General features: G+C 72.4%; 21 protein-coding genes and 1 tRNA gene. 8 read left to right on the forward strand and 14 right to left on the reverse strand.

What is annotated here, in order from left to right; translation table 11 throughout:
* Nucleotides 1-4: 4 nt before the first annotated feature.
* Together ACLQ25_RS26635 and ACLQ25_RS26640 are read left to right on the forward strand one after the other, a co-directional pair.
* Entirely contained in the window at nt 5-217 is a 213-nt protein-coding gene (locus tag ACLQ25_RS26635; protein ID WP_088948250.1) for a phosphatidylethanolamine-binding protein, read from the forward strand.
* Nucleotides 214-690, forward strand: coding sequence for a hypothetical protein (locus tag ACLQ25_RS26640; protein WP_396798055.1), 477 nt, complete (start codon nt 214-216; stop codon nt 688-690). The genes ACLQ25_RS26635 and ACLQ25_RS26640 overlap by 4 nt, the downstream gene beginning before the upstream one ends.
* Here the strand turns inward: ACLQ25_RS26640 and ACLQ25_RS26645 are convergent.
* The gene (locus tag ACLQ25_RS26645; protein ID WP_363660364.1) at nt 687-893 is read right to left on the reverse strand and encodes a hypothetical protein; all 207 of its coding nucleotides are present in this window, start codon (nt 891-893) and stop codon (nt 687-689) included. The genes ACLQ25_RS26640 and ACLQ25_RS26645 overlap by 4 nt on opposite strands.
* Nucleotides 894-1,026: 133 nt before the next feature.
* Between ACLQ25_RS26645 and ACLQ25_RS26650 the strand changes: the two genes are divergently transcribed.
* Nucleotides 1,027-1,677 carry a hypothetical protein gene (locus ACLQ25_RS26650; RefSeq protein ID WP_425733527.1) on the forward strand — a complete coding sequence of 217 codons (651 nt, stop codon included), beginning with the start codon at nt 1,027-1,029 and terminating at the stop codon, nt 1,675-1,677.
* A 5-nt stretch (nt 1,678-1,682) separates the two neighbouring features.
* Here the strand turns inward: ACLQ25_RS26650 and ACLQ25_RS26655 are convergent, their stop codons facing one another.
* From ACLQ25_RS26655 to ACLQ25_RS26705, 11 genes are all read right to left on the reverse strand, one after another.
* Nucleotides 1,683-1,868, reverse strand: coding sequence for a hypothetical protein (locus tag ACLQ25_RS26655; protein ID WP_355244916.1), 186 nt, complete (start codon nt 1,866-1,868; stop codon nt 1,683-1,685).
* Between the two features lie 72 nt (nt 1,869-1,940).
* A complete protein-coding gene (locus ACLQ25_RS26660; RefSeq protein WP_425733528.1) occupies nt 1,941-3,218 on the reverse strand; it encodes a hemolysin family protein in 1,278 nt (425 codons plus the stop codon).
* Between the two features lie 78 nt (nt 3,219-3,296).
* Complete coding sequence (locus ACLQ25_RS26665) at nt 3,297-3,494, reverse strand: hypothetical protein (RefSeq protein ID WP_145781709.1); 198 nt, start codon at nt 3,492-3,494, stop codon at nt 3,297-3,299.
* Nucleotides 3,495-3,667: 173 nt separating this feature from the next.
* Nucleotides 3,668-5,422, reverse strand: a complete 1,755-nt coding sequence (selB, locus tag ACLQ25_RS26670; protein ID WP_425733529.1) for a selenocysteine-specific translation elongation factor — start codon at nt 5,420-5,422, stop codon at nt 3,668-3,670.
* A 2-nt stretch (nt 5,423-5,424) separates the two neighbouring features.
* The gene (gene selA / locus ACLQ25_RS26675; protein ID WP_425733530.1) at nt 5,425-6,729 is read right to left on the reverse strand and encodes an L-seryl-tRNA(Sec) selenium transferase; all 1,305 of its coding nucleotides are present in this window, start codon (nt 6,727-6,729) and stop codon (nt 5,425-5,427) included.
* Between the two features lie 20 nt (nt 6,730-6,749).
* A tRNA-Sec gene (locus ACLQ25_RS26680) sits at nt 6,750-6,845 on the reverse strand.
* 34 nt (nt 6,846-6,879) lie between these two features.
* Nucleotides 6,880-8,070, reverse strand: coding sequence for an NrfD/PsrC family molybdoenzyme membrane anchor subunit (gene nrfD, locus ACLQ25_RS26685; RefSeq protein ID WP_425733531.1), 1,191 nt, complete (start codon nt 8,068-8,070; stop codon nt 6,880-6,882).
* Nucleotides 8,067-9,119: a 4Fe-4S dicluster domain-containing protein gene (locus ACLQ25_RS26690; protein ID WP_425733542.1), complete on the reverse strand. Its 1,053-nt coding sequence runs from the start codon at nt 9,117-9,119 to the stop codon at nt 8,067-8,069. Before ACLQ25_RS26690 ends, nrfD begins: the two co-directional genes overlap by 4 nt.
* Nucleotides 9,112-12,384, reverse strand: a complete 3,273-nt coding sequence (gene fdh, locus ACLQ25_RS26695) for a formate dehydrogenase (RefSeq protein WP_425733532.1) — start codon at nt 12,382-12,384, stop codon at nt 9,112-9,114. Before fdh ends, ACLQ25_RS26690 begins: the two co-directional genes overlap by 8 nt.
* Before the next feature lie 72 nt (nt 12,385-12,456).
* Nucleotides 12,457-12,903 carry a DUF6069 family protein gene (locus ACLQ25_RS26700; RefSeq protein WP_425733533.1) on the reverse strand — a complete coding sequence of 149 codons (447 nt, stop codon included), beginning with the start codon at nt 12,901-12,903 and terminating at the stop codon, nt 12,457-12,459.
* The gene (locus tag ACLQ25_RS26705) at nt 12,900-13,892 is read right to left on the reverse strand and encodes an RNA polymerase subunit sigma-70 (protein WP_425733534.1); all 993 of its coding nucleotides are present in this window, start codon (nt 13,890-13,892) and stop codon (nt 12,900-12,902) included. The genes ACLQ25_RS26700 and ACLQ25_RS26705 overlap by 4 nt, the downstream gene beginning before the upstream one ends.
* Before the next feature lie 135 nt (nt 13,893-14,027).
* On the opposite strand from ACLQ25_RS26705, the gene ACLQ25_RS26710 reads away from it, so the two are divergent.
* The 3 genes from ACLQ25_RS26710 to ACLQ25_RS26720 all read left to right on the forward strand — a co-directional run bounded on the left by ACLQ25_RS26710 (nt 14,028) and on the right by ACLQ25_RS26720 (nt 16,985).
* Nucleotides 14,028-14,369, forward strand: a complete 342-nt coding sequence (locus ACLQ25_RS26710) for a hypothetical protein (protein WP_425733535.1) — start codon at nt 14,028-14,030, stop codon at nt 14,367-14,369.
* Entirely contained in the window at nt 14,366-15,025 is a 660-nt protein-coding gene (locus ACLQ25_RS26715; protein ID WP_425733536.1) for a nucleotidyl transferase AbiEii/AbiGii toxin family protein, read from the forward strand. Before ACLQ25_RS26710 ends, ACLQ25_RS26715 begins: the two co-directional genes overlap by 4 nt.
* 169 nt (nt 15,026-15,194) lie before the next feature.
* The gene (locus tag ACLQ25_RS26720) at nt 15,195-16,985 is read left to right on the forward strand and encodes a bifunctional metallophosphatase/5'-nucleotidase (protein ID WP_425733537.1); all 1,791 of its coding nucleotides are present in this window, start codon (nt 15,195-15,197) and stop codon (nt 16,983-16,985) included.
* A gap of 55 nt (nt 16,986-17,040) precedes the next feature.
* On the opposite strand, the gene ACLQ25_RS26725 is transcribed toward ACLQ25_RS26720, so the two are convergent.
* Both ACLQ25_RS26725 and ACLQ25_RS26730 read right to left on the reverse strand, forming a co-directional pair.
* Nucleotides 17,041-17,220 carry a hypothetical protein gene (locus tag ACLQ25_RS26725; RefSeq protein WP_425733543.1) on the reverse strand — a complete coding sequence of 60 codons (180 nt, stop codon included), beginning with the start codon at nt 17,218-17,220 and terminating at the stop codon, nt 17,041-17,043.
* Between the two features lie 248 nt (nt 17,221-17,468).
* Nucleotides 17,469-18,617, reverse strand: a complete 1,149-nt coding sequence (locus ACLQ25_RS26730) for a geranylgeranyl reductase family protein (RefSeq protein WP_425733538.1) — start codon at nt 18,615-18,617, stop codon at nt 17,469-17,471.
* A gap of 121 nt (nt 18,618-18,738) precedes the next feature.
* Between ACLQ25_RS26730 and ACLQ25_RS26735 the strand changes: the two genes are divergently transcribed.
* Nucleotides 18,739-18,975: a hypothetical protein gene (locus tag ACLQ25_RS26735; RefSeq protein WP_425733539.1), complete on the forward strand. Its 237-nt coding sequence runs from the start codon at nt 18,739-18,741 to the stop codon at nt 18,973-18,975.
* 42 nt (nt 18,976-19,017) lie between these two features.
* A complete protein-coding gene (locus ACLQ25_RS26740; protein ID WP_425733540.1) occupies nt 19,018-20,481 on the forward strand; it encodes an MFS transporter in 1,464 nt (487 codons plus the stop codon).
* The last annotated feature ends 90 nt before the right edge of the window (nt 20,482-20,571 follow it).

A 20,571-nucleotide genomic window follows, 5' to 3' on the forward strand; every position in this document is an offset into this window, starting at 1 on the left:
GCAGATGCCAGGACCACGGCCGGGCAGCAACGCGTACGACAAGCAGCGGGCGCGCCTGCGCAACGCGATCGACGACTCCGGACGCCGGGTACCCGACGGCAAGGCCAACCAGGTCGCCAACCGGATCCTGCAGGAGGATCGCGGCCAACGGGGCGTCGTCCGCGGTGAGCGCACGTACGGTCCCAAGAGCGAACGCGAACCGGGCGACCCGAAGTGAGGGGGGTCGACCTGGCCGACGGCGCGATCGCCGGCGCGGTCGGCAGCACCGCGCTGAACGTGGTCGGCTACCTCGACATCGCGCTGCGGGCACGGCCGGCGAGCAGTACGCCGGAGCAGACCGTCGACAAGCTGGCCCACCTCGCGCACGTGGACCTGGGACCGGAGCCCCGGGCGGCCACCCGCCGCTCGGGGCTCGGGCCCCTGATCGGTTACGGGCTGGGCATCGCCGCCGGCATGGCGTTCGCCCTCTACGCCGGGGGCCGACGGCAGCCGTTGCCGATGGCCACCGGTGTGCTCGGCGCCGGCGTCATGGCGATGACCGACGGGTCCATCACGGTGCTGGGCATCAGCGATCCCCGTACCTGGCGGCGCTCGGACTGGATCTCCGACATCATTCCGCACGTGGCGTACGGGCTGACGGCCGCCGCCACCTGGAACAGGTTGCGACGGCCGTCAGGTAACGGTCGTTAGGCGCGGGTGTCGCTGTCGTCCTCGGCGACCGGCTCACCCGCCGGGCCGTACGGGGACACCTGCCCCTTGGGCACCGGCCGGCCGGCGTCCCCGCGCGACGAGCCACGGTTGAGCGGATGACCCGACGGCCCGGGCCCCTTGCTGTCCTGGCTGGTCGCTCCCTTGGCGTTACGCCGGAACTCCTCCTGCTGCGGGTTCACCACGAGCGTCTCCCTCCCGGTACGGCAGCCGGCATCGACCGCCTCCACCGGCCGCATACCCGTCGGATCCGGCCACATTCCGGTCCTGGCGGGCGTCGGGAGGGCTAGCCGGGCGTGCGGCGGGTACCCCGGTGGTGTGGGTGACGATCGAGCGGTGGTGCGGGTCCTGCTGGACCGGCGTGGCGACACGTACGCCGAGGAGGCCGGCATCCGGCTGGCCGACCGTCCGGGCCCGCTGTACCAGCTACTGGTGCTGGCCACCCTGCTGAGCACCCGGATCCGGGCCTGCGTCGCGGTGGACGCGGCGCGGGAGCTGTTCGCGGCCGGCTACCGCACCCCGCAGTCGATGGAGGCGGCGAGCTGGCAGCAGCGGGTCGACGCGCTGGGGCGTGGTCACTACCGCCGCTACGACGAACGCACCGCCACCATGCTGGGCACCGGTGCCCGGCTGTGTCTGGACCGGTGGCACGGCGACCTGCGTCGGCTGCACCGCGACGCCCAGGGCGATCCGGCGGGGCTGCGTCGCCGGCTCACCGAGTTCCCCGGCATCGGGCCCACGGGCGCGGACATCTACCTGCGCGAGGCGCAGACGGTCTGGTCCGACGTGCGCCCGTACGCCGACCGTCGGGCCCTCGCCGGCGCGAAGCGGTTGGGCCTGCCGGGCTCACCGGACCGGCTGGCCTCCCTGGTCGACGAACCGGAGTTCGGTCGGCTCGCCTCGGCGCTGGTACGGGTGGCGCTCGGCGAGGAGTCCGCCGGTGAGGTCGCCCGCGTCGCCGCCGGCTGAGCCGCTCACTTGACGGTCTTGTCCCCCGGTCGGGTCAGGTGCCACACCAGCAGCGCGGCGAGCAGCGCCAGGACGATGACGCCACCGGAGATGCCACGGCCCTCCTCGGGGCTGCGGCCGGTGCTGCCGAAATAGATCACCGCGAGGCCGGCGAGGACGGTGACGAACGTACGTAACCCTCGGTCCTTCACGTACCGCACCGTAGGCGTGCCCCGACCGCCCGGTGTCGTTTCGCGCAGTTTGTCCCTCTTTTGGGTATCCACTCATCGCTCGGTGACGAAGCCACGCAGCCGTACCCGCCGCACCGCCCGGTCGGCGACCTCCACCACCTCGATGGTCAACCCGGGCAGCCGCACCGTCTCGCCGGGAGACCCCGGCAGGTGCCGCAACCGGGACAGCACCAGCCCCGCGATCGTCGTGTACTCCCGGGACAGCGGGAAGCTCAGCCGCACCCCCACGTCGGGCAGATCGTGCAGGGGGAAGTCACCGGGCACCAGCAGTGACCCGTCCGACTCCCGGACCACACCGCGCACGTCGCGGTCGGTCTCGTCGTACAGCTCGCCGACGACCTCGGCCAGCAGGTCCTCCAGCGTGACGATGCCGTCGATGCCGCCGTGCTCGTCCACGACGAGGGCTATCTGCTGGTGTTCCTGACGTAGGCAGCGCAGCGCGTCGGCGACCGGCAGGGTGACCGGCAGCAGTAGTGGCGGCCGGGCCCGCTCCCCCACCGTGCCGGTCTCGGCCCGGACCAGGTCGCGGATGTGCACCACGCCGACCACCTCGTCGAGGCCGCCCGGGCCGGTGACCGGAGCACGGGACCGGCCGGCGGCGCCGAGCAGACGAATTCCCTCGTGGGCGGGCAGGTCGGCCGGCAACGTGGTCACCTCCCGCCGGGCCACCAGGATCTCCCGCAGCGTCCGACCGGCGATGTCGAACGCGCCGGTCAGGATCTCCCGCTGCTGCGCCGACAGTCCCCGCTGCGTGGCCAGCATCTCCCGCAGCTCCTCCTCGGTGGTCTCCTCACGGCTGGCCCGTGGGTTCCCGCCGGCCAGCCGGACCGCCACGTCGGTCGTCGAGCTGAGCAACCACACCGCCGGGCGGGACACCCGGGCGAGCAGGTCCAGTGGGCCGGCGCTGAGCAGCGCCCACCGCTCGGCGCGCTGCATGGCCAGCCGCTTCGGCGCCAACTCGCCCACCACCAGCGTGACGAAGGTGAGGGCCACCGTCACCAGCAGCACCGCGACCGGACGGGCCGCCGCGCCGAGGAAACCCAACGGGCCGACCAGCGGCTGGGCGAGGGACACGGCGGCCGCCGCCGAGGCGAGGAATCCGGCCAGGGTGATGCCGAGCTGGATGGTGGCCAGATAACGGTTCGGGTCCCGGGACAGCCGTACCAGCCGCTCGCCGGCCCGGCTGCGCCGACCCAACCGTCGCAACTGCCCCTCGCGCAGCGTCACCAACGCCATCTCACTACCGGACAGCGCGGCGTTGACCAGCACCAGGACGGCGACCAGCGCCAACTGCCCCAGCTGACCGCCCACCACGCACCCCCGTCGACCGCCTTCCGTCACTCAACCGCAGCGCGGCCGGCCGCGGGCCCGGTTTCCGGCTGTCGGCGCTCAGTCGACCTCCAGGTCGTCCAGCGAGATGGAGTGCGTCATCAACCACCGGGCCAGCGCCGTCATGCCGAACAGCCACAGCGGCACCGACTCGGTGGGCCCGTTCGTCGCGTAGATGGCGAACCGCAGGTCCGGGGCGCGGTACGCCTCGATCCGCCACTGGTGCTGCCGGTCCCGCCAGACCGCCGAAGGGTCCATGGCGTCACCCTAGGTGACCGCCGATGCTCCGGGGCCTTAACCCGGCACCACGGCGACGCCGAGCAGAGGGCCGCGCCGGGGACAGGGACAGCTCGGTCATCCATCCACCCTCGCAGCCCACCGCAATGCCGTCCGCCCCTGGATCCTGGCGGTGACGCGCTCAGGTGACGCGCTCAGGTGACGACGACCCGCGCGTCGTCGGGCAGCCGACGGGTCGCACCACGCCGGTCCAGCAGTTCCAGCAGCGGCACGGCCACCCGTCGGGTGGTGTCCAGCGCCTGCCGGGCCGCCGACAGGGTGAACGGTTGGGGCAGGCCGGCGAGGACGGTGACCGCCGCGTCGAGCGCGTCGGGCAGCAGCACCACGGTGTCGGCCAGCCGCAGCAGCGCGCCGGCGCGCACCGCCGCGCCGATCTCCCGGGGCCCCAGGCCCAGTTCGACGAGACGGTCCGCCTCCGGGGCGCGAAACGGCCGGTCGGCGTACTCGGCGCGAACGCGCTGCACGGCCCGCGCCACCGGCTCGGGCAGGGTGTCGACGGCGGCCGTGCCGATCCGGCCACCGTGCACCCGTAGCGGCGGACGCACCAGCGCCTCGACCAGCGCCCGGTCGGGCAGGGCGAGGCGTTGCCGCAGCGCGTCCACCGGCATGCCCGCCTCCAGCGGGTGCTCCCGGGCGTAGCGGGTGACCTCCTCGGTCACCTGGTCGCCGAGCTGCCGCCAGTGTCCCGGATCGGCCAGCCAGTCACCGGCCACCGGTGTGGCCTGCACCGGCACACCCATGCGCCGCAGCGCGCCGACCCGGACCAGGCGACGGCGGCGCAGCTCGCCGGCCAGGTCGGGGCGACCGTCCAGCTCGGCGAGGACCGCCGCGCGGGCGGCCGCCGCGCCACGGCGGGACAGTGGCGGCGGCGCGACGTCGAGGACCCGTACGCCACCGGCGACGTGATGACGGCCGGGATCACGCAGCAGCGCCCGGTCGCCGACCAGCAACGGCAGCGGGCGGGCCAACCGGAGCCGGACGGTGTCCACGCCGAGCGGCCGGACCCGCACCGGCACGGCCGCCGACCCGACGTGCAGGGTGAGGGTGGCCGGCAGGTCGGCGGCCGGGTCACCGGTGAGCCGGACGTCGACGAGGTCGGTGCGGTGGAACCGCCCCGGGGTGAGCAGCGCGTCGCCGCGGCCGAGCCGGTCGCGGGGCGTACCCCGCAGGTTGACCGCCACCCGGGCCACGGCCGACGCCTCCGGTCGGGCCTCGCCCAGGCAGTGCAGGCCGCGGACCCGGACCGGTTCGTCGACGCCGGCCAGTTCCAGGGTGTCCCCGACCCGCAGCCGGCCGGCGCCAAGCGTTCCGGTGACGACGGTGCCGCTGCCCCGCACGGTGAAGCTGCGGTCCACCCAGAGGCGCACGGGTGCGTCCGCGACGGGGTCGGGCAGCCGCGCGACGAGCCGGTCCAGCGCGGCCCGCAACTGCGGCAGCCCGGCACCGGTCAACCCGCTGACCGCCACCGTCTCCACCGGGCCGAGGCTGCTCGCCGCGATCTCGGCCCGGGCGCGCTCCGTCGCCGGCCGCGGGTCGGCGAGGTCCGCGCGGGTCACCACCAGCAGGCCGTACCCGACGCCAAGCGCGTCGAGCGCGGCCAGGTGCTCCGCGGACTGCGGCATCCACCCCTCGTCGGCGGCGACCACGATCAGCGCGGCCGGCACCGGGCCGACTCCCGCGAGCATGTTCGGCACGAACCGCTCGTGCCCGGGTACGTCGACGAAGGCGATCGTGCCGCCGGACGGCAACGTCGTCCAGGCGAACCCCAGGTCGATGGTCATGCCCCGACGGCGTTCCTCGGCCCACCGGTCGGGTTCCATCCCGGTCAACGCCCGGACCAAGGTCGACTTGCCGTGGTCGACGTGCCCGGCGGTGGCGACGACGAACATGCTCAGTCGTCCCCGGGTACCCGCAGCACGGCGGCCAGGACCGTGTCGTCGGCGTCGACGGGGACGCACCGCAGGTCGAGCAGGAGTCGGCCCCGCACCACCCGACCCAGCACCGGCTGGTCTCCGGTGCGCAGCGGCACGGCGTACCGCTCGGGCAGGCTCAGCGCCCACGATTCCAGCTCGACACCGGGAGCGCCGCCACCGCCGACCACTGCGACCGCCTCCACGACCTCCGCCTTGCGTCCGTCCGCGCCGAGCCGGTCGCGCAGCAGCTCCACCCGGCGGCGTAGGACGGCCGGATCGGCGTGCAGCGCGGTCCGCGTCGGGGTGTCCGGCCGGTGCAGCGTGGCGGCCAACGCCGCGAGGGTGAGCTTGTCGACGCGCAGCGCGCGGGCCAGCGGGTGGCGGCGTAGGCGTTCGACGAGCGCGGCGTCGCCGAGCAGCAGGCCGGCCTGCGGGCCGCCGAGCAGTTTGTCGCCGCTCGCCGTGACCAGGGCCGCGCCGGCGCGCAGGGTGCTGGCCGCGTCCGGCTCGTCGGGCAGCAGCGGATCCGGTGCGAGCAGCCCGGAGCCGATGTCGGCGACCACCGGCACGTCGAGGGTGGCCAGTTGGCGCACCGGCACGGCCGAGGTGAAGCCGGTGACCTGGAAGTTCGACGGGTGCACCTTCAGCACGAACCCGGTCTGCGGGCCGACGGCGGCGGCGTAGTCGTCGAGCATCGTGCGGTTGGTGGTGCCCACCTCGCGCAGTCGCGCGCCGGTGCTCTCCAGCAGGTCCGGTAGGCGGAAGCCGTCGCCGATCTCGACGAGTTCGCCGCGGCTGACCACGATCTCCCGGCTGGCGGCCAACGCTGTGGCCGCCAGCACCAGCGCGGCAGCGCCGTTGTTGACCACGTGCACGGCGGCGGCGTCGGGCACGGCGGCGGCGAGCGCGTCGAGGGCATCGCGGCCACGGCGGGCCCGCCGCCCGGTGCTCAGGTCCAGCTCGACGTCGGTGTGCCCGGAGGCCCCGACGACCGCCGCGACGGCGGCCGGCGACAGCGCCGCCCGACCCAGGTTGGTGTGCAGCACAACACCGGTGGCGTTGAGCACCGCGCGGGGACCCGGCGCGGGCAACCCGGCGACGGAGGCGTCCCGCACCTCGTCGGGGGCGATCTCACCACGGCGGGCCCGCGTCTGCGCCTGCACGACGGCGGCCTTGACCCGCTCGCGGCCGAGGGTCGCGATGGCCGCCGCCAGCTTCGGATCGGCGAGGAGGGTGTCGGTGCGGGGCACCCGACGTCGCGGGTCCTCGCTGCCGTCACGCATCACGTCACTCCTGCCGCCGTTGGCGGAGACGGACGGGAATCGAACCCGCCTGGCCCGGGTCCCGGACCACACCGGTTTTGAAGACCGGGAGGGGCACCAGCCGCCTGAACGCCTCCGTCGCACATTCGATCACAACGCCGGTGCGACCGCTCAGTCAGTCGCCGGATCCACCTCGGTCCGCCGGGCGTTCACCCGCTCGCGTTGCGGCACGACGGTGTAGCGGGGGTCGCGGGCGGACGCGACGCCGCCGTAGAAGATGCCGAACCGCGTGGCGACCGAGGCGCCCAGCAGCGCGGCCCCGGACAACGCCCCGACGGCGCGGCTGCGCCGGCCCAGCAGCGCCCCAGCCACCCCGGCGGTGGTCAGCAGCCGACCGGCGCGCAACAGCCGACCCGGCCGACCCGACCGGTAGGGCTCGCTGAGCAGCCCGAGGCGGGTCTCCACGCGGTGCGCGCCGTACAACTCCAGGGCCGCTCCGGCCACCGCCATCCGGCGGGCCGGCCCGGCCTGCGACGGTGGCGCGGCGAGCAGACCGACGCCCGCGCCGCTGGCCAGCGCGCTGCCCGCGAAGATGACCGGCAACTCGGGGTACGCCTCATGCCACGACGGCACCGCCGTGTCGGCGAGCAGGACCCCGGTGTACGTCGCCAGGGCGGGCGCGGTGACGGCGGCGACCAGCCCGGCGGCGTGCCCGGCCGGGGGCAGAGCCCGACCGACCAACCCGAGCGGGCCGCGCCGGGGCAGCCAGCCGGCGGTCTCGGCGATCGCCGCCAACCCGGCGGCCGGCCCGAACGCGCTGAGGATCCAGGTGCCCACCGACATGGGCGAGGTCAGCTTCGCCACCCGCAGCATGTGGTGGAACCGCTCCGGCCGGCCCAGGTCCCGGATGAGGAAGCCCGCGCTGGCGCTGACGGCGCCCAGCGCGGTGACCCGGCCGGCCCGGCGCAGCGCCGGGCGCCGGGTGAGTTGACCTCCGGCGGCCAGCAGCGACGAGCCGGCGGCCAGACCGCCGGTGAACAGGTACGCGGCGATGTCCCACTTCCACACTGGGCCCTTGAGGACGGGCCGGCCGTAGTAGGAGGTGAACTCGGCCTCGGGGACCCGCAGCTCCTCCCCTCCACCGCGACGACCGCGCCGGGAGCGCCGCGCCGCGTTCTCCCGGGGTTGCGGCGTCCGAGCCTCGTGGGGTTGCGGCGTCCGAGCCTCGTGGGCGTGGGCCGGGACGGCCACATCGGTGCCGTCGTCCGCCTGCCGCTGGGCCGGTAGGTCGAGGCTCGCGGCGGCCAGTCGGTCGCGGAACCGGCGGAACCGGTCGCCCACGGGTGGCGTCGCTTCAGTCACGGTCGCCGACCCAGGAACGCGCCGACCGTGACGGCGGCCATCGTCAACGCGGCAAGACCGGCGCGCTTCCACATCGCTGGTAGGTCCCGGGTCGTCACCACCGGGTCCGGTGGCAGCCCGTACACCTCGGGCTCGTCCAACAACAGGAAGAACGCCCCGTCACCACCGACGCCGTCGTCCGGGTCGTGCCCGTACAACCGGGCCTCGGGGACGCCCCGCTCGTGCAGCGTCGCCACCCGCACCGCCGCCCGCTCCCGCAACTGGTCGAGGGGCCCGTACTGAATCGACTCCGTCGGACACGCCTGCGCACACGCCGGCGTCATCCCCACACCCAACCGGTCGTAGCAGAGCGTGCACTTCCACGCCCGACCATCACCCTTACGCTGATCGATCACCCCGTACGGACACGCCGAAATGCAGTACCCACACCCGTTGCAGATGTCCTCCTGCACCACCACCGACCCGAACTCCGTCCGGAACAACGACCCCGTCGGACACACATCCAAACAAGCCGCATGCGTGCAGTGCTTACACACATCCGACATCATCAACCACCGAAAATCCGACCGGCCCTCCGCGCCCGTGCCCCGCCCCGGCGGCTGCGCACCCGGCATACCCAGGAACTGCGGCTGCGCGCCGCCGTCGGCCATGCGCGCGGCGGCCGACGGCGATCCGGGCGGCAGACCCGGTTCGGTGCCGGTCGGCCCGGCCGTGCCGGCGGCGACCGCCGCCGACGCCGCGCTGACCGTCGTACCGGTGGGCGTACCCGCGAACGCCGCGCTGCCATGTCCCGCCGGGCGCGGCTGCTCCACGAACGCCACGTGCCGCCACGAGTTCGCCGTCAACGCACCCGTGTTGTCATACGACATCCCCAGCAGATCCAGACCACTTCCGGGGACGTCGTTCCACTCCTTGCACGCCACCTCACACGCCTTACACCCGATACACACACTCGTATCGGTGAAGAACCCCATCCGCTCCGGCGGGTCCACGTACCCCGCGTCCGGCGCCGGATCGAGCGGCCCGTAGAGGCTGTTCGGGTCAGGAATCACCGCTGCCCTTCCCGTCCTGGTCGGTGGTGACGGCCGGCGGGTGCCCACCCGGGGTGATCCCGGCCCGCCGCTGGTAGTCGGCGACCAGGTCGAGCAGGGCAGGCCCGGTGGGCCGCCGGCCGGGCCGTACGTCGCAGGTACCGACCTTGCTCTCCTGGATGAGGACGTTGGGGTCGAGGGTGATGCCGAACAGGTCGTTGGCCGAGTCGCCGGTCACCAGACCCTCGAACCCGAAGTGGTACGGCAGCCACACCTGGTGGATGACCCGACCGTCCACCCGCAACGGAGTGAGCCGGTCGGTGACCAGCACCTTCGCCTCGATCACCGCCCGACCGCTGACCAGGTGCGCCCACCCGAGGTGCGCCAATCCGATCTCGGCGGCCAACTCCGGCGACACCTCGACGAACATCTCCGGCTGCAACTCGGCGAGGGGTCGTACCGTCCGGCTCATCCCACCTGCGGTGTGGTGCTCGGTGAGCCGGCTGACCGTGAAGATGTACGGGAAGACCTGGCTGTGCTCCTGCGGCGGGCTCGGGTTCACCGAGTTGACCGGGTGCGCGTACGACTTGCGGGTCGGGTTGGCCTGCTGGCGGTAGAGCGGGTTGCGCACCGGCGACTCGACCGGCTCGTAGTGGGTGGGCAGCGGCCCGTCCAGGACGCCGCTGGGCGCGTACAGCCAACCCTTGCCGTCGCCCTGCATGACGAACGGGTCGTCACCGGCGATCCCCTCCGGACCGGACGCGCCGGCCGGCGGCCGGTACGACGGCGGTTTGGTCTTCTCGAAGTCCGGCACGTCGTGGCCGGTCCACTCGGCCTTGTCCGGGTCCCACCAGATGTAGCGCTTGCGCTCGCTCCACGGGTTGCCGTCCGGGTCGGCCGAGGCGCGGTTGTAGAGGATGCGCCGGTTCGCCGGCCACGCCCAGCCCCACTCGGCGGCCACCCAGTCCTGCTCGTGTCGGGACTTGCGGCGGGCGGCCTGATTGACCCCGTCGGCGTACACGCCCGTGTAGATCCAGCAGCCGACGGCCGTGGAGCCGTCATCGCGGGCCTCGGCGAAACTGGACAGCGGTTGGCCGGTGGTCACGTCGTACCCGTTGATCTCGCGCAGCACCGACTCGGCGCTGGGCTCCGCGTGCGGACCGTGGGTGGGGTAGTCCCAGGTGAGGTCGAGCAGCGCCCGGTCGCGCGGCAGCGACGAACCGGCCAGCTTCTCCCGCAGCCGGCGGCCCAGGTGGTAGAAGAACCACAGCTCGGAGCGGGCGTCGCCCGGCGGCTCGACGGCCTTTTCCCGCCACTGCAACAGGCGCTGGGTCTGCGTGAAGGTGCCCTCCTTCTCCACGTGCGACGCGGCCGGCAGGAAGAAGACCTCGGTGCGGCACTCCTCGGGCACGATCTCGCCGGTGGCCACCTCGGGGCCGTTCTTCCAGAAGGTCGCGCTCTCGATCATGAACAGGTCCCGCACGACGAGCCAGTCGAGGTTCGCCATGCCGAGCCGCTGCGCCCGGCCGTGCGCGGACCCGACGGCCGGGTTCTGGCCGAGCAGGAAGTACCCCTTGGTCTTCCCGTCGATCATGTTGAGGACCTGCTGGTAGGTGCCGTGGTCCCCGGTCATCCGGGGCAGGTAGCCGTAGCCGAAGTCGTTCTCCGGCGTCGCGGCGTCCCCCCAGTACGCCTTGAGCAGGCTGGCCGCGAACGACCGGGCATTGCCCCAGAAGCCCTTCTGCCCGGGGTGCCGGATGCTGTCCACCCACTCCTCGAAGGTGGGGTGGTCGGCGTGGTGGGGCATGGGCAGGTAGCCGGGCAGCAGGTTGAACAGGGTCGGGATGTCCGTGGAGCCCTGGATGCTGGCGTGCCCGCGCAGCGCCATGACCCCGCCCCCGGGCCGACCCATGTTGCCCAGCAGGAGCTGGATGATCGCCCCGGCGCGGATGTACTGCACACCCACGCTGTGCTGCGTCCAGCCCACCGAGTAGATGAGCATCCCGGTGCGTTCCCGGCCGGAGTTCGCGGTCCACTCCCGGGCCAGTTCCAGGAACTTGTCCTGCGGGATGCCGCAGACCCGCTCCACCATCTCCGGCGTGTAGCGGGCGTAGTGCCGCTTGAGGATCTGGTAGACGCAGCGGGGGTGCTGCAACGTCTCGTCCCGCTGGGTCTGCCCACCCACCCCCGCGCCGTGCGACTCGTGCTCCAACCCGGCCGCGGTGTCCCGCTCCTTCGCGGTGTGTCCACTGCCCGAGGAGTCCTCGTGCCCCTCGTACTGCCAGCTGTCCTGCACGTAGCTGCCGGTCTCGGGATCGAAGCCGGAGAAGAACCCGTCGCCGTCCTCGGTGTCGCTGAACCGGTCGCTGACGATCGTCGCCGCGTTGGTGTAGGCGAGGACGTACTCGCGGAAGTCCAGCTCGTTGTCGAGGATGTAGCGGATCACCCCACCCAGCAGCGCGATGTCCGTCCCCGCCCGAATCGGCAGGTACGAGTCCGCCACCGCGCTGGTCCGGGTGAACCGCGGGTCGACGTGGAACACCTTCGCGCCGCGACGCTTGGCCTCCATCACCCACTGGAACCCGACCGGATGTGCTTCGGCCATGTTGGAGCCCTGGATGACGATGACGTCAGCGTTGGCGATGTCCTGCTGGAAGTCCGTCGCACCGCCACGACCGAAGCTGGCCCCCAGACCGGGGACGGTGGCGGAGTGTCAAATACGCGCCTGGTTCTCGATCTGCAACGCCCCCATCGCGGTGAACAACTTCTTGATGAGGTAGTTCTCCTCGTTGTCCAGCGTCGCCCCACCCAGACTGGAGATCCCCAGCGTCCGGTTGAGCGGCCGGCCCTCGGCGTCGCGGTCCTCCCAGGTCTCCGCACGGGCCGCGAGGATCCGATCGGCGATCATGTCGACGGCCGTGTCGAGGTCGAGGTCTTCCCACTGCGTCGAGTAGGGCCGGCGGTAACGGACCGTCGTCTGGCGCAGCGGACTCGTCACGAGGCTCTTGCTGGCCGCACCCTTGGGACACAACCGGCCCCGCGAGATCGGACTGTCCGGATCACCCTCGATCTGCGTGACCTGGCCATCCGCGACGAACACCCGCTGACCACACCCCACCGCGCAGTACGGACACACCGACCGCGCCACACTCTCAGCGGTCTCGGTGCGGGCGGTCAGAGCGGCCGACCGCGCCGACTTCGCCGCGGCGCCCCGACCCAACGGGTCCGTGCCGGTGAGCTGGCGATACACCGGCCAACCCTCGATGAACGTCCGTAGACCCATCCCCGACACCTCCCTGCCCGTGAGCTCGCGAGCGAGCGACCTCCCGAACATAGGTCAGATGAGGAGTCTTCGCTAATCGAGCATCCGTCCGTCGCGGGAATGGTCCAACCGGCCCAGGCGCCACGTCAGCGCCGGGACCATCACCGCCGCGGCGACGAGGTGCAGCACGACCAGGGCGGCGGCGGTGGCGGACGCGGCCCCGCAGACAAAGGGCGGGACCAGCGAGATCGCGGTCAGCGCCACGGCCGTCCACAGGAACCGGTCGGCGGGACGCGCGCTGAACCGACCGAGTACGACGGCGAGAACGACACCCACGACCGAGAAGACGCCGGTCACGACCGAGAACCCGGCCAACGGGATCGCCTCGCCACCCTCGGGGATCTCGAAGTCGACACCGGCGGCCCCGGCGAGCGCGGCCGCGAGAGTGGTCGTGACCATCGCCGCGACGGTGGCGGCCAGGCCGACACCGGCGAGCCCGAGGAGCCCATGGTTGGGATGGGTCGGGACCGAGACGCTCACCGCGCACCGCCCGCCGACAGGCGATCCGGTAACCCCAGCCGCGCGAACTGGTCGTCATCGAAGGTGACGACCTCGGTGATCACCCCGCCGGTGACGCGCAGGACGTCGACGGTCAACGGCAGGTACGCGCCCTCCGCCTCCCGCCAGTGGTAGAACGCGACGGCGGGCTGCCGGTTCACCGAGGTGGCGACGCCGCGCAGGCCCGTCATCCCGTCGAAACCGTCCGCGATCCAGTCGTTCACCACCGCGTCCCGGCCCACCCGCAGACCCGGCGTCGGCGGCATCGAACAGCGCACGTCCGCGCGCAACATCGCGGTGAGCCGGCCGATGTCCGTGGCGACGCTCGCCTCGGTGAAGTGCCGCACCAGCTCACGCGTTCCGACGTCCTGCTCACCGCTGGTCCAGTCCTGCCGCTCGGCGGGCAGGTGCTCGCGCATGCCGGCCCGGGCCCGCTGCAGGGCGCTGTTCACCGAGTTGACCGAATCCCCGAGCAGCTCGGCGACGTCCTTCGCGGGCCAGCCGAGCACGTCCCGCAGGATCAACACGGCCCGGGGGCGCGGCGAGAGGTGCTGGACCGCCACCACGTACGCCAACTCGATCGTCTCCCGCGCGACAGCGACCGCCTCCGGCTCGTCCGCGTCGCCCGCCGGCAACTCGTCGAGCAGCCGGTCCGGGTACGGCTGCAACCACCGCACCTCACCACCCCGGGCCGGCTCCGGGCGGCACCTGGCCAACAGGTCCAGGCAGGCGTTCGTGGCGATCCGGTACAACCAGGCCCGCACCGTCGACCGGCCCTCGAACGTCTCCCGCCGCCGCCAGGCCCGCAGGAACGTCTCCTGCACGGTGTCCTCGGCGTCCTCGAACGACCCGAGCATCCGGTAGCAGTGCACATGCAACTCCCGCCGGTGCCGCTGCGCCAACCCCGCGAAGGTGGTCTCGTCGGCCTCGGCCAGAGCGCCCGCGCCCTCGCTCCGCGTGTCCGTACCCATCACGTCATGCTCCCGTCTCGTCGTGTCCCAGCACACCTATGACGGGTCCGGGCACGAGAACTCATCACCCCGCACCGACCGCGCGTCCGGACGTACCTTGGCGACACCCGCACCGACGGGAGTTACCCTGACACCATGCAGGCCGTCTCGCCCTCCGCGACCGGCGTGGCCTTCCTGGCCCGCCCGGGTCGCCCGGCCGTCGTGGCACGCACGCTCACCGAGCTGGCCGGCCCCACCCGGGGCGTCGTCGAACTGCCGGTGCGGTTGATGTGGAACGCCGAGCGCACCTTCGACCTCGGCGACCCCGACCAGCTCCTCTGGATGTACGAGAACGTGCTGCGCGAGACGGCCAGCGCCGACGACCTGCGCACCCTCATCAACGGGCGCACGCTGCGGCGGGTGTGGCGGCTGCTCAACCTGCCCCGGGGCGTCCGCCTGGCCTGGGAGAGCCGGCACCGCGGCCTGCGCGCGGCGTGATCGCACCACACCTGCACGACTTCTACCGGGAGGTGGCCCGGGTGGCGTTGACCGCCGCCGGGCCGTACCGGTTCGTGCTCGGCGGCGGGGTGGCCTGGGCCGCGCACGGCCTGGTGGCCCGGCCCACCGAGGACGTGGACCTCTTCGCCGACGTGGAGGGCGCCGCCGCCGCGGCCTCCGCCGGGGTACGCGCCGCGCTGGAGCGCGCCGGGTTCACCGTCACCGACGCCGACCCGGACAGCGACCTGGCCGACCTGTTCGACGGGTACGGCCGGGACATGAAGGACTTCGTGGTGAGCCGCGACGGACGGCAGATCCGGCTCAGCCTGGCCCGACTCGATCGACAGCAGAGCCCGGTGGTGATGGATCTCGGCCCGGTGATGGACGTCCGCGACCTGGTCGCCAACAAGATCGCGGCACTGGTCAACCGGCGGGAGGTCCGCGACTTCATCGACGTCGCGGCGGCGCTCGAGCACTACGACGTGACGCAACTGCTGGTGCTGGCCCGGCAGGTCGACCCCGCGCTCGACCCGGACGACGTCCGCGCCGCCGGACGCTACCTCGACCGGCTGTCCGACACCCGTTTCGGCCGCTACGGCCTGAGCCCGGATGACGTCGCGCGGGTACGCCGACGCTTCACCGCCTGGCCCCGTTGAGACCCGGTCCTCGGCGTCACTCCGTCGGTCGGCCGCCGGTGACCCCAGGATCTCGCCCTACCCGGCGTCGTCCTGCGGAAACCGGGGCTCACGTGGCGGGAGTGACAGGGGCTCGTTATGGTGCGCGAGGCGCTCACGAGGCGCGTCAACCCCCATCGAAGGGCATGTCATGACCCCTGGTTCCGGTCCGTCGCGTCGCCAGGTGCTCGCGGTCGCCGCCGCGGCGGCGACCGCCCCGCTGATCGCCGCCACCCCCGCCCAGGCGGCCCGCCCCTCCGGGCCGCGCACCTGGGACCTCACGCTGCTGGGCACGTCGGACACCCACGGCAACGTCTACAACTGGGACTACTACCGGGACGCCGAGTACGACGACAGCAAGCACAACGACGTCGGCGTCGCGAAGCTGGCCACCCTGATCAACCAGATCCGCCGCGAGCGGCGCGGCAAGGCCACGCTCGTGCTCGACGCCGGCGACACCATCCAGGGCACTCCCCTGGCGACGTACTACGCCAAGCAGGAGCCCATCACGGCCACCGGCGAGAAGCACCCGATGGCCCGGGCGATGAACGTCATCGACTACGACGCCGTGACCCTGGGCAACCACGAGTTCAACTACGGCCTGCCGCTGTTGGACCTGTGGATCCGCCAGCTCGGCTTCCCGGCCCTCGCCGCGAACGCGGTCAACGCGAAGACGGGCAAGCCGGCCTTCCTGCCGTACGTCATCAAGAAGGTCTCCCTCGGCTTCGCCGCGCCGACCCTGCGGGTCGGCATCCTCGGCCTGACCAACCCGGGCGTCGCCATCTGGGACCGGGGCAACGTCGAGGGCAAGCTGCGCTTCGACGACATGATCGCGACCGCCGCGAAGTGGGTGCCGATCATGCGGGCCCGCGGCGCGGACATCGTGCTGATCTCCGCCCACGGCGGCGACAGCGGCACCTCCAGCTACGGCCCCGAGCTGCCCAACGAGAACCCGATGGCGCTGATCGCCCAGCAGGTGCCCGGGATCGACGCGATCCTCTTCGGGCACGCCCACAACGAGGTCGTCGAGCGGTTCGTCACCAACGAGCGGACCGGCACGCAGGTGCTGCTCTCCGAGCCGTCCAAGTGGGGCCAGCGGCTCACCCGGATGGACTTCACTCTCACCCGCGAGCGTGGCCGTTGGACCATCACCAAGAAGGCCGCCACCATGCTGAACACCAACACGGTCGTCGAGGACCCGAAGGTGCTCGCGGCCGTCCGGGCCCAGCACGCCAAGATCGTGGCGTACGTCAACCAGGTGGTCGCCACGTCCACCGTGGAGCTGTCGGCGGCGGAGTCCCGGTACAAGGACACCCCGATCCTCGACTTCATCAACCACGTGCAGACCGAGGTGGTCGGCGCGGCGCTGACCGGCACCGCGTACGCGGACCTGCCGGTACTGTCGATCGCGGCGCCGTTCAGCCGTACCGCCGTCTTCCCCGCCGGAGACGTCAAGATCCGCGACGTGGCCGGCCTGTACGTGTACGACAACACCCTCGAAGCCGTCGTGCTCAGCGGCGCCGAGGTACGCGCATACCTGGAGTACTCGGCGAAGTTCTTCCGCACCCTCGCGCCGGGCGCTCCGGTCGACCCGGAGCAGATCAGCGACCCGGCCGTGCCGGACTACAACTACGACGTGATCTCCGGCCTGGACTACGACATCGACATCTCCAAGCCGGTCGGCCAGCGCGTCACCCGACTGGTGCTGCCCGGCACCGACACCCCGGTCGCGGACGACGCGCAGTTCGTGGTGGCGGTGAACAACTACCGGCGCAGCGGCGGCGGCAACTTCCCCGGCATCGTGAAGACCCAGGTCTACAACGCGCAGCAGGAGATCCGCCAGCTGCTCATCGACTGGGCCCAGGCCAAGGGGACCATCAACCCGGACGACTTCTTCCAGCCCAACTGGCGTCTCGTCCGCGAGGGGGTGCCGGTCTTCTGACCGTGGCGTGACGGCGGGCCGTGGGTGACGACACCCGCGGCCCGTCCGCGTATGTTCAGCCCTGCACGTTCCAGCGGACCGGGTCCTCGGCGTTCTCCGGCCGGTCCCGCCCGGGATCGGTCTCGGTCAGCGCGACCTGGTCCTCCGGACGGACCGGGGGTGGCAACTCCCCGAACCGGATGTGGCGCAGGAACGCGTACTCGTCGTCGGTGAACGGTTGCTCGACCATCGGCACCCCCTACTCCTTTGTCATTGTCCAACGGCCGGTCCTCGGCGCATCGGTCCGTTGGCTGACAGCTCGTCGACGTTGGATGGACACCGACACACCCTGTAAAGCATCCTAGGATCCTGGTCCATGAGCCACGGAGCCCGGCAGCTCCCGCCGATCTTCCACTAACGGTTGGCGAGGTGTTCAGATTCGCGTGGATTGTCGCCGCAGAAACCGCAAGATCGGCGCGGGCCGGGGGCGGCGCGGGGCGGCGCTTACGAAGGGACGGGCGGGCGGCGCGGGGTTGGTAGCCGGTCCAGTACGGCGAGGGCCGCCCGGATCGGTGGGCGGCGCAGCATGTCGTCGAAGCTCGCCTGCCCCTGACAGAAGCGCACGAACATCCGCCAGCCCGGCGGGGTCGCCAACAGCCCGTGGAACACCTCCGGGCGACGGGTGAACAGGTCGAGCAACCGGAACCCCGCCCGCATCTCGGGCGTCAGGCGCTCGGCGACCGCCCGCTCGTACCCGGCCAGATCCCCGGCGGCAACCGCCGCCCCGGCCAGCTCGCCGGAGCGCAGGGCGAAGCTGATCCCCTCACGGCTCCACGGCTCCAACAGCCCGGCCGCGTCCCCCACGACGAGCACCCGTCCGTTGCGCAACGGCGAGTCCTCCTCGCGACACCGCGTCAGGTGACCCGAATCGTGCGCCGCCGGCAGCCCGGTCAGACCCAACCGGTCGACGAACTGCCGCAGGTACGCACGTGTCCCCTCCCCCGCGCCCCGGCCCGCGATCACGCCGACCGTCAACCGGTCGCCCTTCGGGAACACCCAGGCGTACGAGCCCGGCATCGCCCCCCAGTCCAGCAACAGTCGCCCACGCCAACGCTCCTGCTCGGCGGGCGGCACCGGGATCTCCAGCTCCAGCCCCAGATCCACCTGGCGGTAGCGCACCCCCACGTGCCGGGCGGTCACCCCCGACGAGCCGTCCGCGCCGATCACCGTGCGGGCCGCCAGGGTCGTACCGTCGGCCAGTCGCAGGCGTACCCCCTCGGGATCCTGCTCGATGGCGCGGACCGCGACCTGCTCACGCAGCTGCGCGCCGGCGGCGACCGCCGCCGCGCGCAGGCGGTCGTCGAACTCCTCCCGGCGCACCATGGTCACCACCGGGCTGCCGTTGCGGCGGGTGAACTCCCGCCGGCCGTCGCGGGTGAACGTCACCCGGTCGACCCGGTCGTGCGCCGGCACCTCGATCCGTTCCCGCACGGCGGCCAGGGAGGTGCCGATGAGGCCGCCCCCGCAGGTCTTGTAGCGCGGGTGCGTGGCCCGCTCGACAACCAGGGTACGAACGCCCGCGCGGGCCGCGGCGTGTGCCGCGGAGAGCCCGGCGGGGCCCGCGCCGACGACGACCAGATCCCAGACGATCACCATCGCAGCGTAGGGCGTGCCCGCCCTGCACCGCCCGAACGGGTGGGCATCTTCGGTCGGGCAGGGGGTAACCGATGCTGCGCAACCGTCCGCGTCCGGCGGGTGGTCGAAGGAGGAAATCATGCAGCGGATGGAGCTGTCAGAGGTCGAGCAGCGGGTGTACGAGGCGGTCACCACGCTCGAAGCACGCGGCCAGGTGCCCTATCCGGATCTGATCGCCGAAGGATCCGGGCTGACCGAGGAGCAGGTGCACACTCCGCTGCACCAGCTCACCGAAAAGGGTCTGCTGCACCGCGAGGACTCGCCGATGGCCGGCCTCGACTTCGGCCCCCGGTTCTGCGCCCGTCAGATGGCGTGACCCTGGACGGTTCGCCCCCGCTGGTCGGGGTAGCGGTCAGGAATGCATGATCGACCGTCAACGGGGGGCACGATGAACGCGGCGCGCGAGCCGCAGCCGGTCGACGCGGCCGAGAACCGCCGACGCTGGCAGGCCGTCGGCGTCGGACTGGTCGCCGCGTTCATGACGCTGCTCGACGTGAGCATCGTCAACGTCGCGGTGCCGTCCATCGACCGCGCGCTGAACGCCTCCCCGAGCGACCTGCAGTGGGTCCTCTCCGGGTACGCGCTCACCTTCGGTCTGGTGCTCGTACCGGCCGGCCGCTTCGGAGACTTCCGAGGTCGGCGTAACGCGTTCGTCTTCGGGATCGCGTTGTTCACCCTGACCAGCGCGCTCGCCGGCCTGGCGACCTCACCCACCTGGCTGGTCGCCGCCCGACTGCTCCAGGGCGCCGCCGCCGGCATCATCAACCCACAGGTGATCGGGCTGATCCAACAGTTGTTCCGGGGGCCGGAGCGGGCCCGCCCGTTCGGGCTGCTCGGCGCGACCATCGGCATCTCCACCGCCATCGGGCCACTGCTCGGCGGCCTGCTCATCGCCCTCGGCGGTGAGGAGCACGGATGGCGGTGGGTCTTCTTCGTCAACGTGCCGGTCGGCATCGTCGCGGTGATCCTGGGTTGGCGGCTGCTACCCGGTCGGCCCGACGGGCAACCCGGCCGCCGTCGACTCGACCCGGTCGGTGTGCTGCTGCTCGGCGTCGGCGTGGTGCTGGTCCTGCTGCCCCTCGTGCAGGAGCAGCAGTGGCGTACGCCGTGGAAGTGGGCACTCATCCCGGCCGGCCTCGCGGTGCTGGTCGCCTTCGGCCTGTGGGAACGGTGGTACGCGCGACACCGCGAACCGCTGTTCGATTTGCGCCTGTTCACTTTCCAGTCGTACACACTCGGGTCGCTCATCGCGCTCATCTACTTCGGCGGCTTCACCGCGATCTTCTTCATCTTCACGCTGTTCCTGCAGAACGGGCTCGGCTACAGCGCGCTCGTCGCCGGTCTCGCCATCACGCCGTTCGCGCTCGGGTCCGCCGCCGCGTCCGCTCTCGGAGGACGCATTGTCAACCGGTTCGGCCGACCCCTGGTCGCCATCGGCCTGCTCGCCGTGGTGATCGGGCTGGCTGCCACCGTGCTCGCCCTGCACCTCGCGCCGCACTCCCCGGCGCCCTGGGTCACCGCCGGTCCGCTGCTCGTCGCCGGCATCGGCAGCGGCCTCGTCATCGCCCCCAACCAGACGCTCACCCTCGCCCAGGTGCCCGTCCCCCAGGCGGGCAGCGGAGCGGGAATGCTCCAGACCGGTCAGCGGATCGGCGCCGCCGCCGGCATCGCCGCGGTCGGCTCGATGTTCTTCTCCTCGCTGGCCGACAGTCACGGCGACTGGACAGGAGCTTTCGAGAAGTCGCTGCTGCTCGCCACGGGCATCATCGCGCTCGCGCTGGTGGCGGCGTTGATCGACATCGTCCGCAATCACCACCACTGACGCGATCCGCGGATACGGCGATGGCCGGCACCCGTTGTCGGGGTGCCGGCCATCGGTGGTTCTTAGCTGTTCCAGTTGTGGGCGACCAGG

Origin of the sequence: Micromonospora sp. DT44 (genome assembly GCF_049841635.1) — a bacterium.
GTDB lineage: Bacteria > Actinomycetota > Actinomycetes > Mycobacteriales > Micromonosporaceae > Micromonospora.

Bases quoted from the DNA above. Each gene is read 5' to 3' on its own strand.
- ACLQ25_RS26635 (WP_088948250.1), top strand. From the start codon at position 5: ATGCCAGGACCACGGCCGGGCAGCAACGCGTACGACAAGCAGCGGGCG.
- ACLQ25_RS26665 (WP_145781709.1), bottom strand. From the start codon at position 3,494: ATGGACCCTTCGGCGGTCTGGCGGGACCGGCAGCACCAGTGGCGGATC.
- selB (WP_425733529.1), bottom strand. From the start codon at position 5,422: ATGTTCGTCGTCGCCACCGCCGGGCACGTCGACCACGGCAAGTCGACC.
- selA (WP_425733530.1), bottom strand. From the start codon at position 6,729: ATGCGTGACGGCAGCGAGGACCCGCGACGTCGGGTGCCCCGCACCGAC.
- ACLQ25_RS26705 (WP_425733534.1), bottom strand. From the start codon at position 13,892: ATGGGTACGGACACGCGGAGCGAGGGCGCGGGCGCTCTGGCCGAGGCC.
- ACLQ25_RS26710 (WP_425733535.1), top strand. From the start codon at position 14,028: ATGCAGGCCGTCTCGCCCTCCGCGACCGGCGTGGCCTTCCTGGCCCGC.
- ACLQ25_RS26720 (WP_425733537.1), top strand. From the start codon at position 15,195: ATGACCCCTGGTTCCGGTCCGTCGCGTCGCCAGGTGCTCGCGGTCGCC.
- ACLQ25_RS26735 (WP_425733539.1), top strand. From the start codon at position 18,739: ATGCAGCGGATGGAGCTGTCAGAGGTCGAGCAGCGGGTGTACGAGGCG.
- ACLQ25_RS26740 (WP_425733540.1), top strand. From the start codon at position 19,018: ATGCATGATCGACCGTCAACGGGGGGCACGATGAACGCGGCGCGCGAG.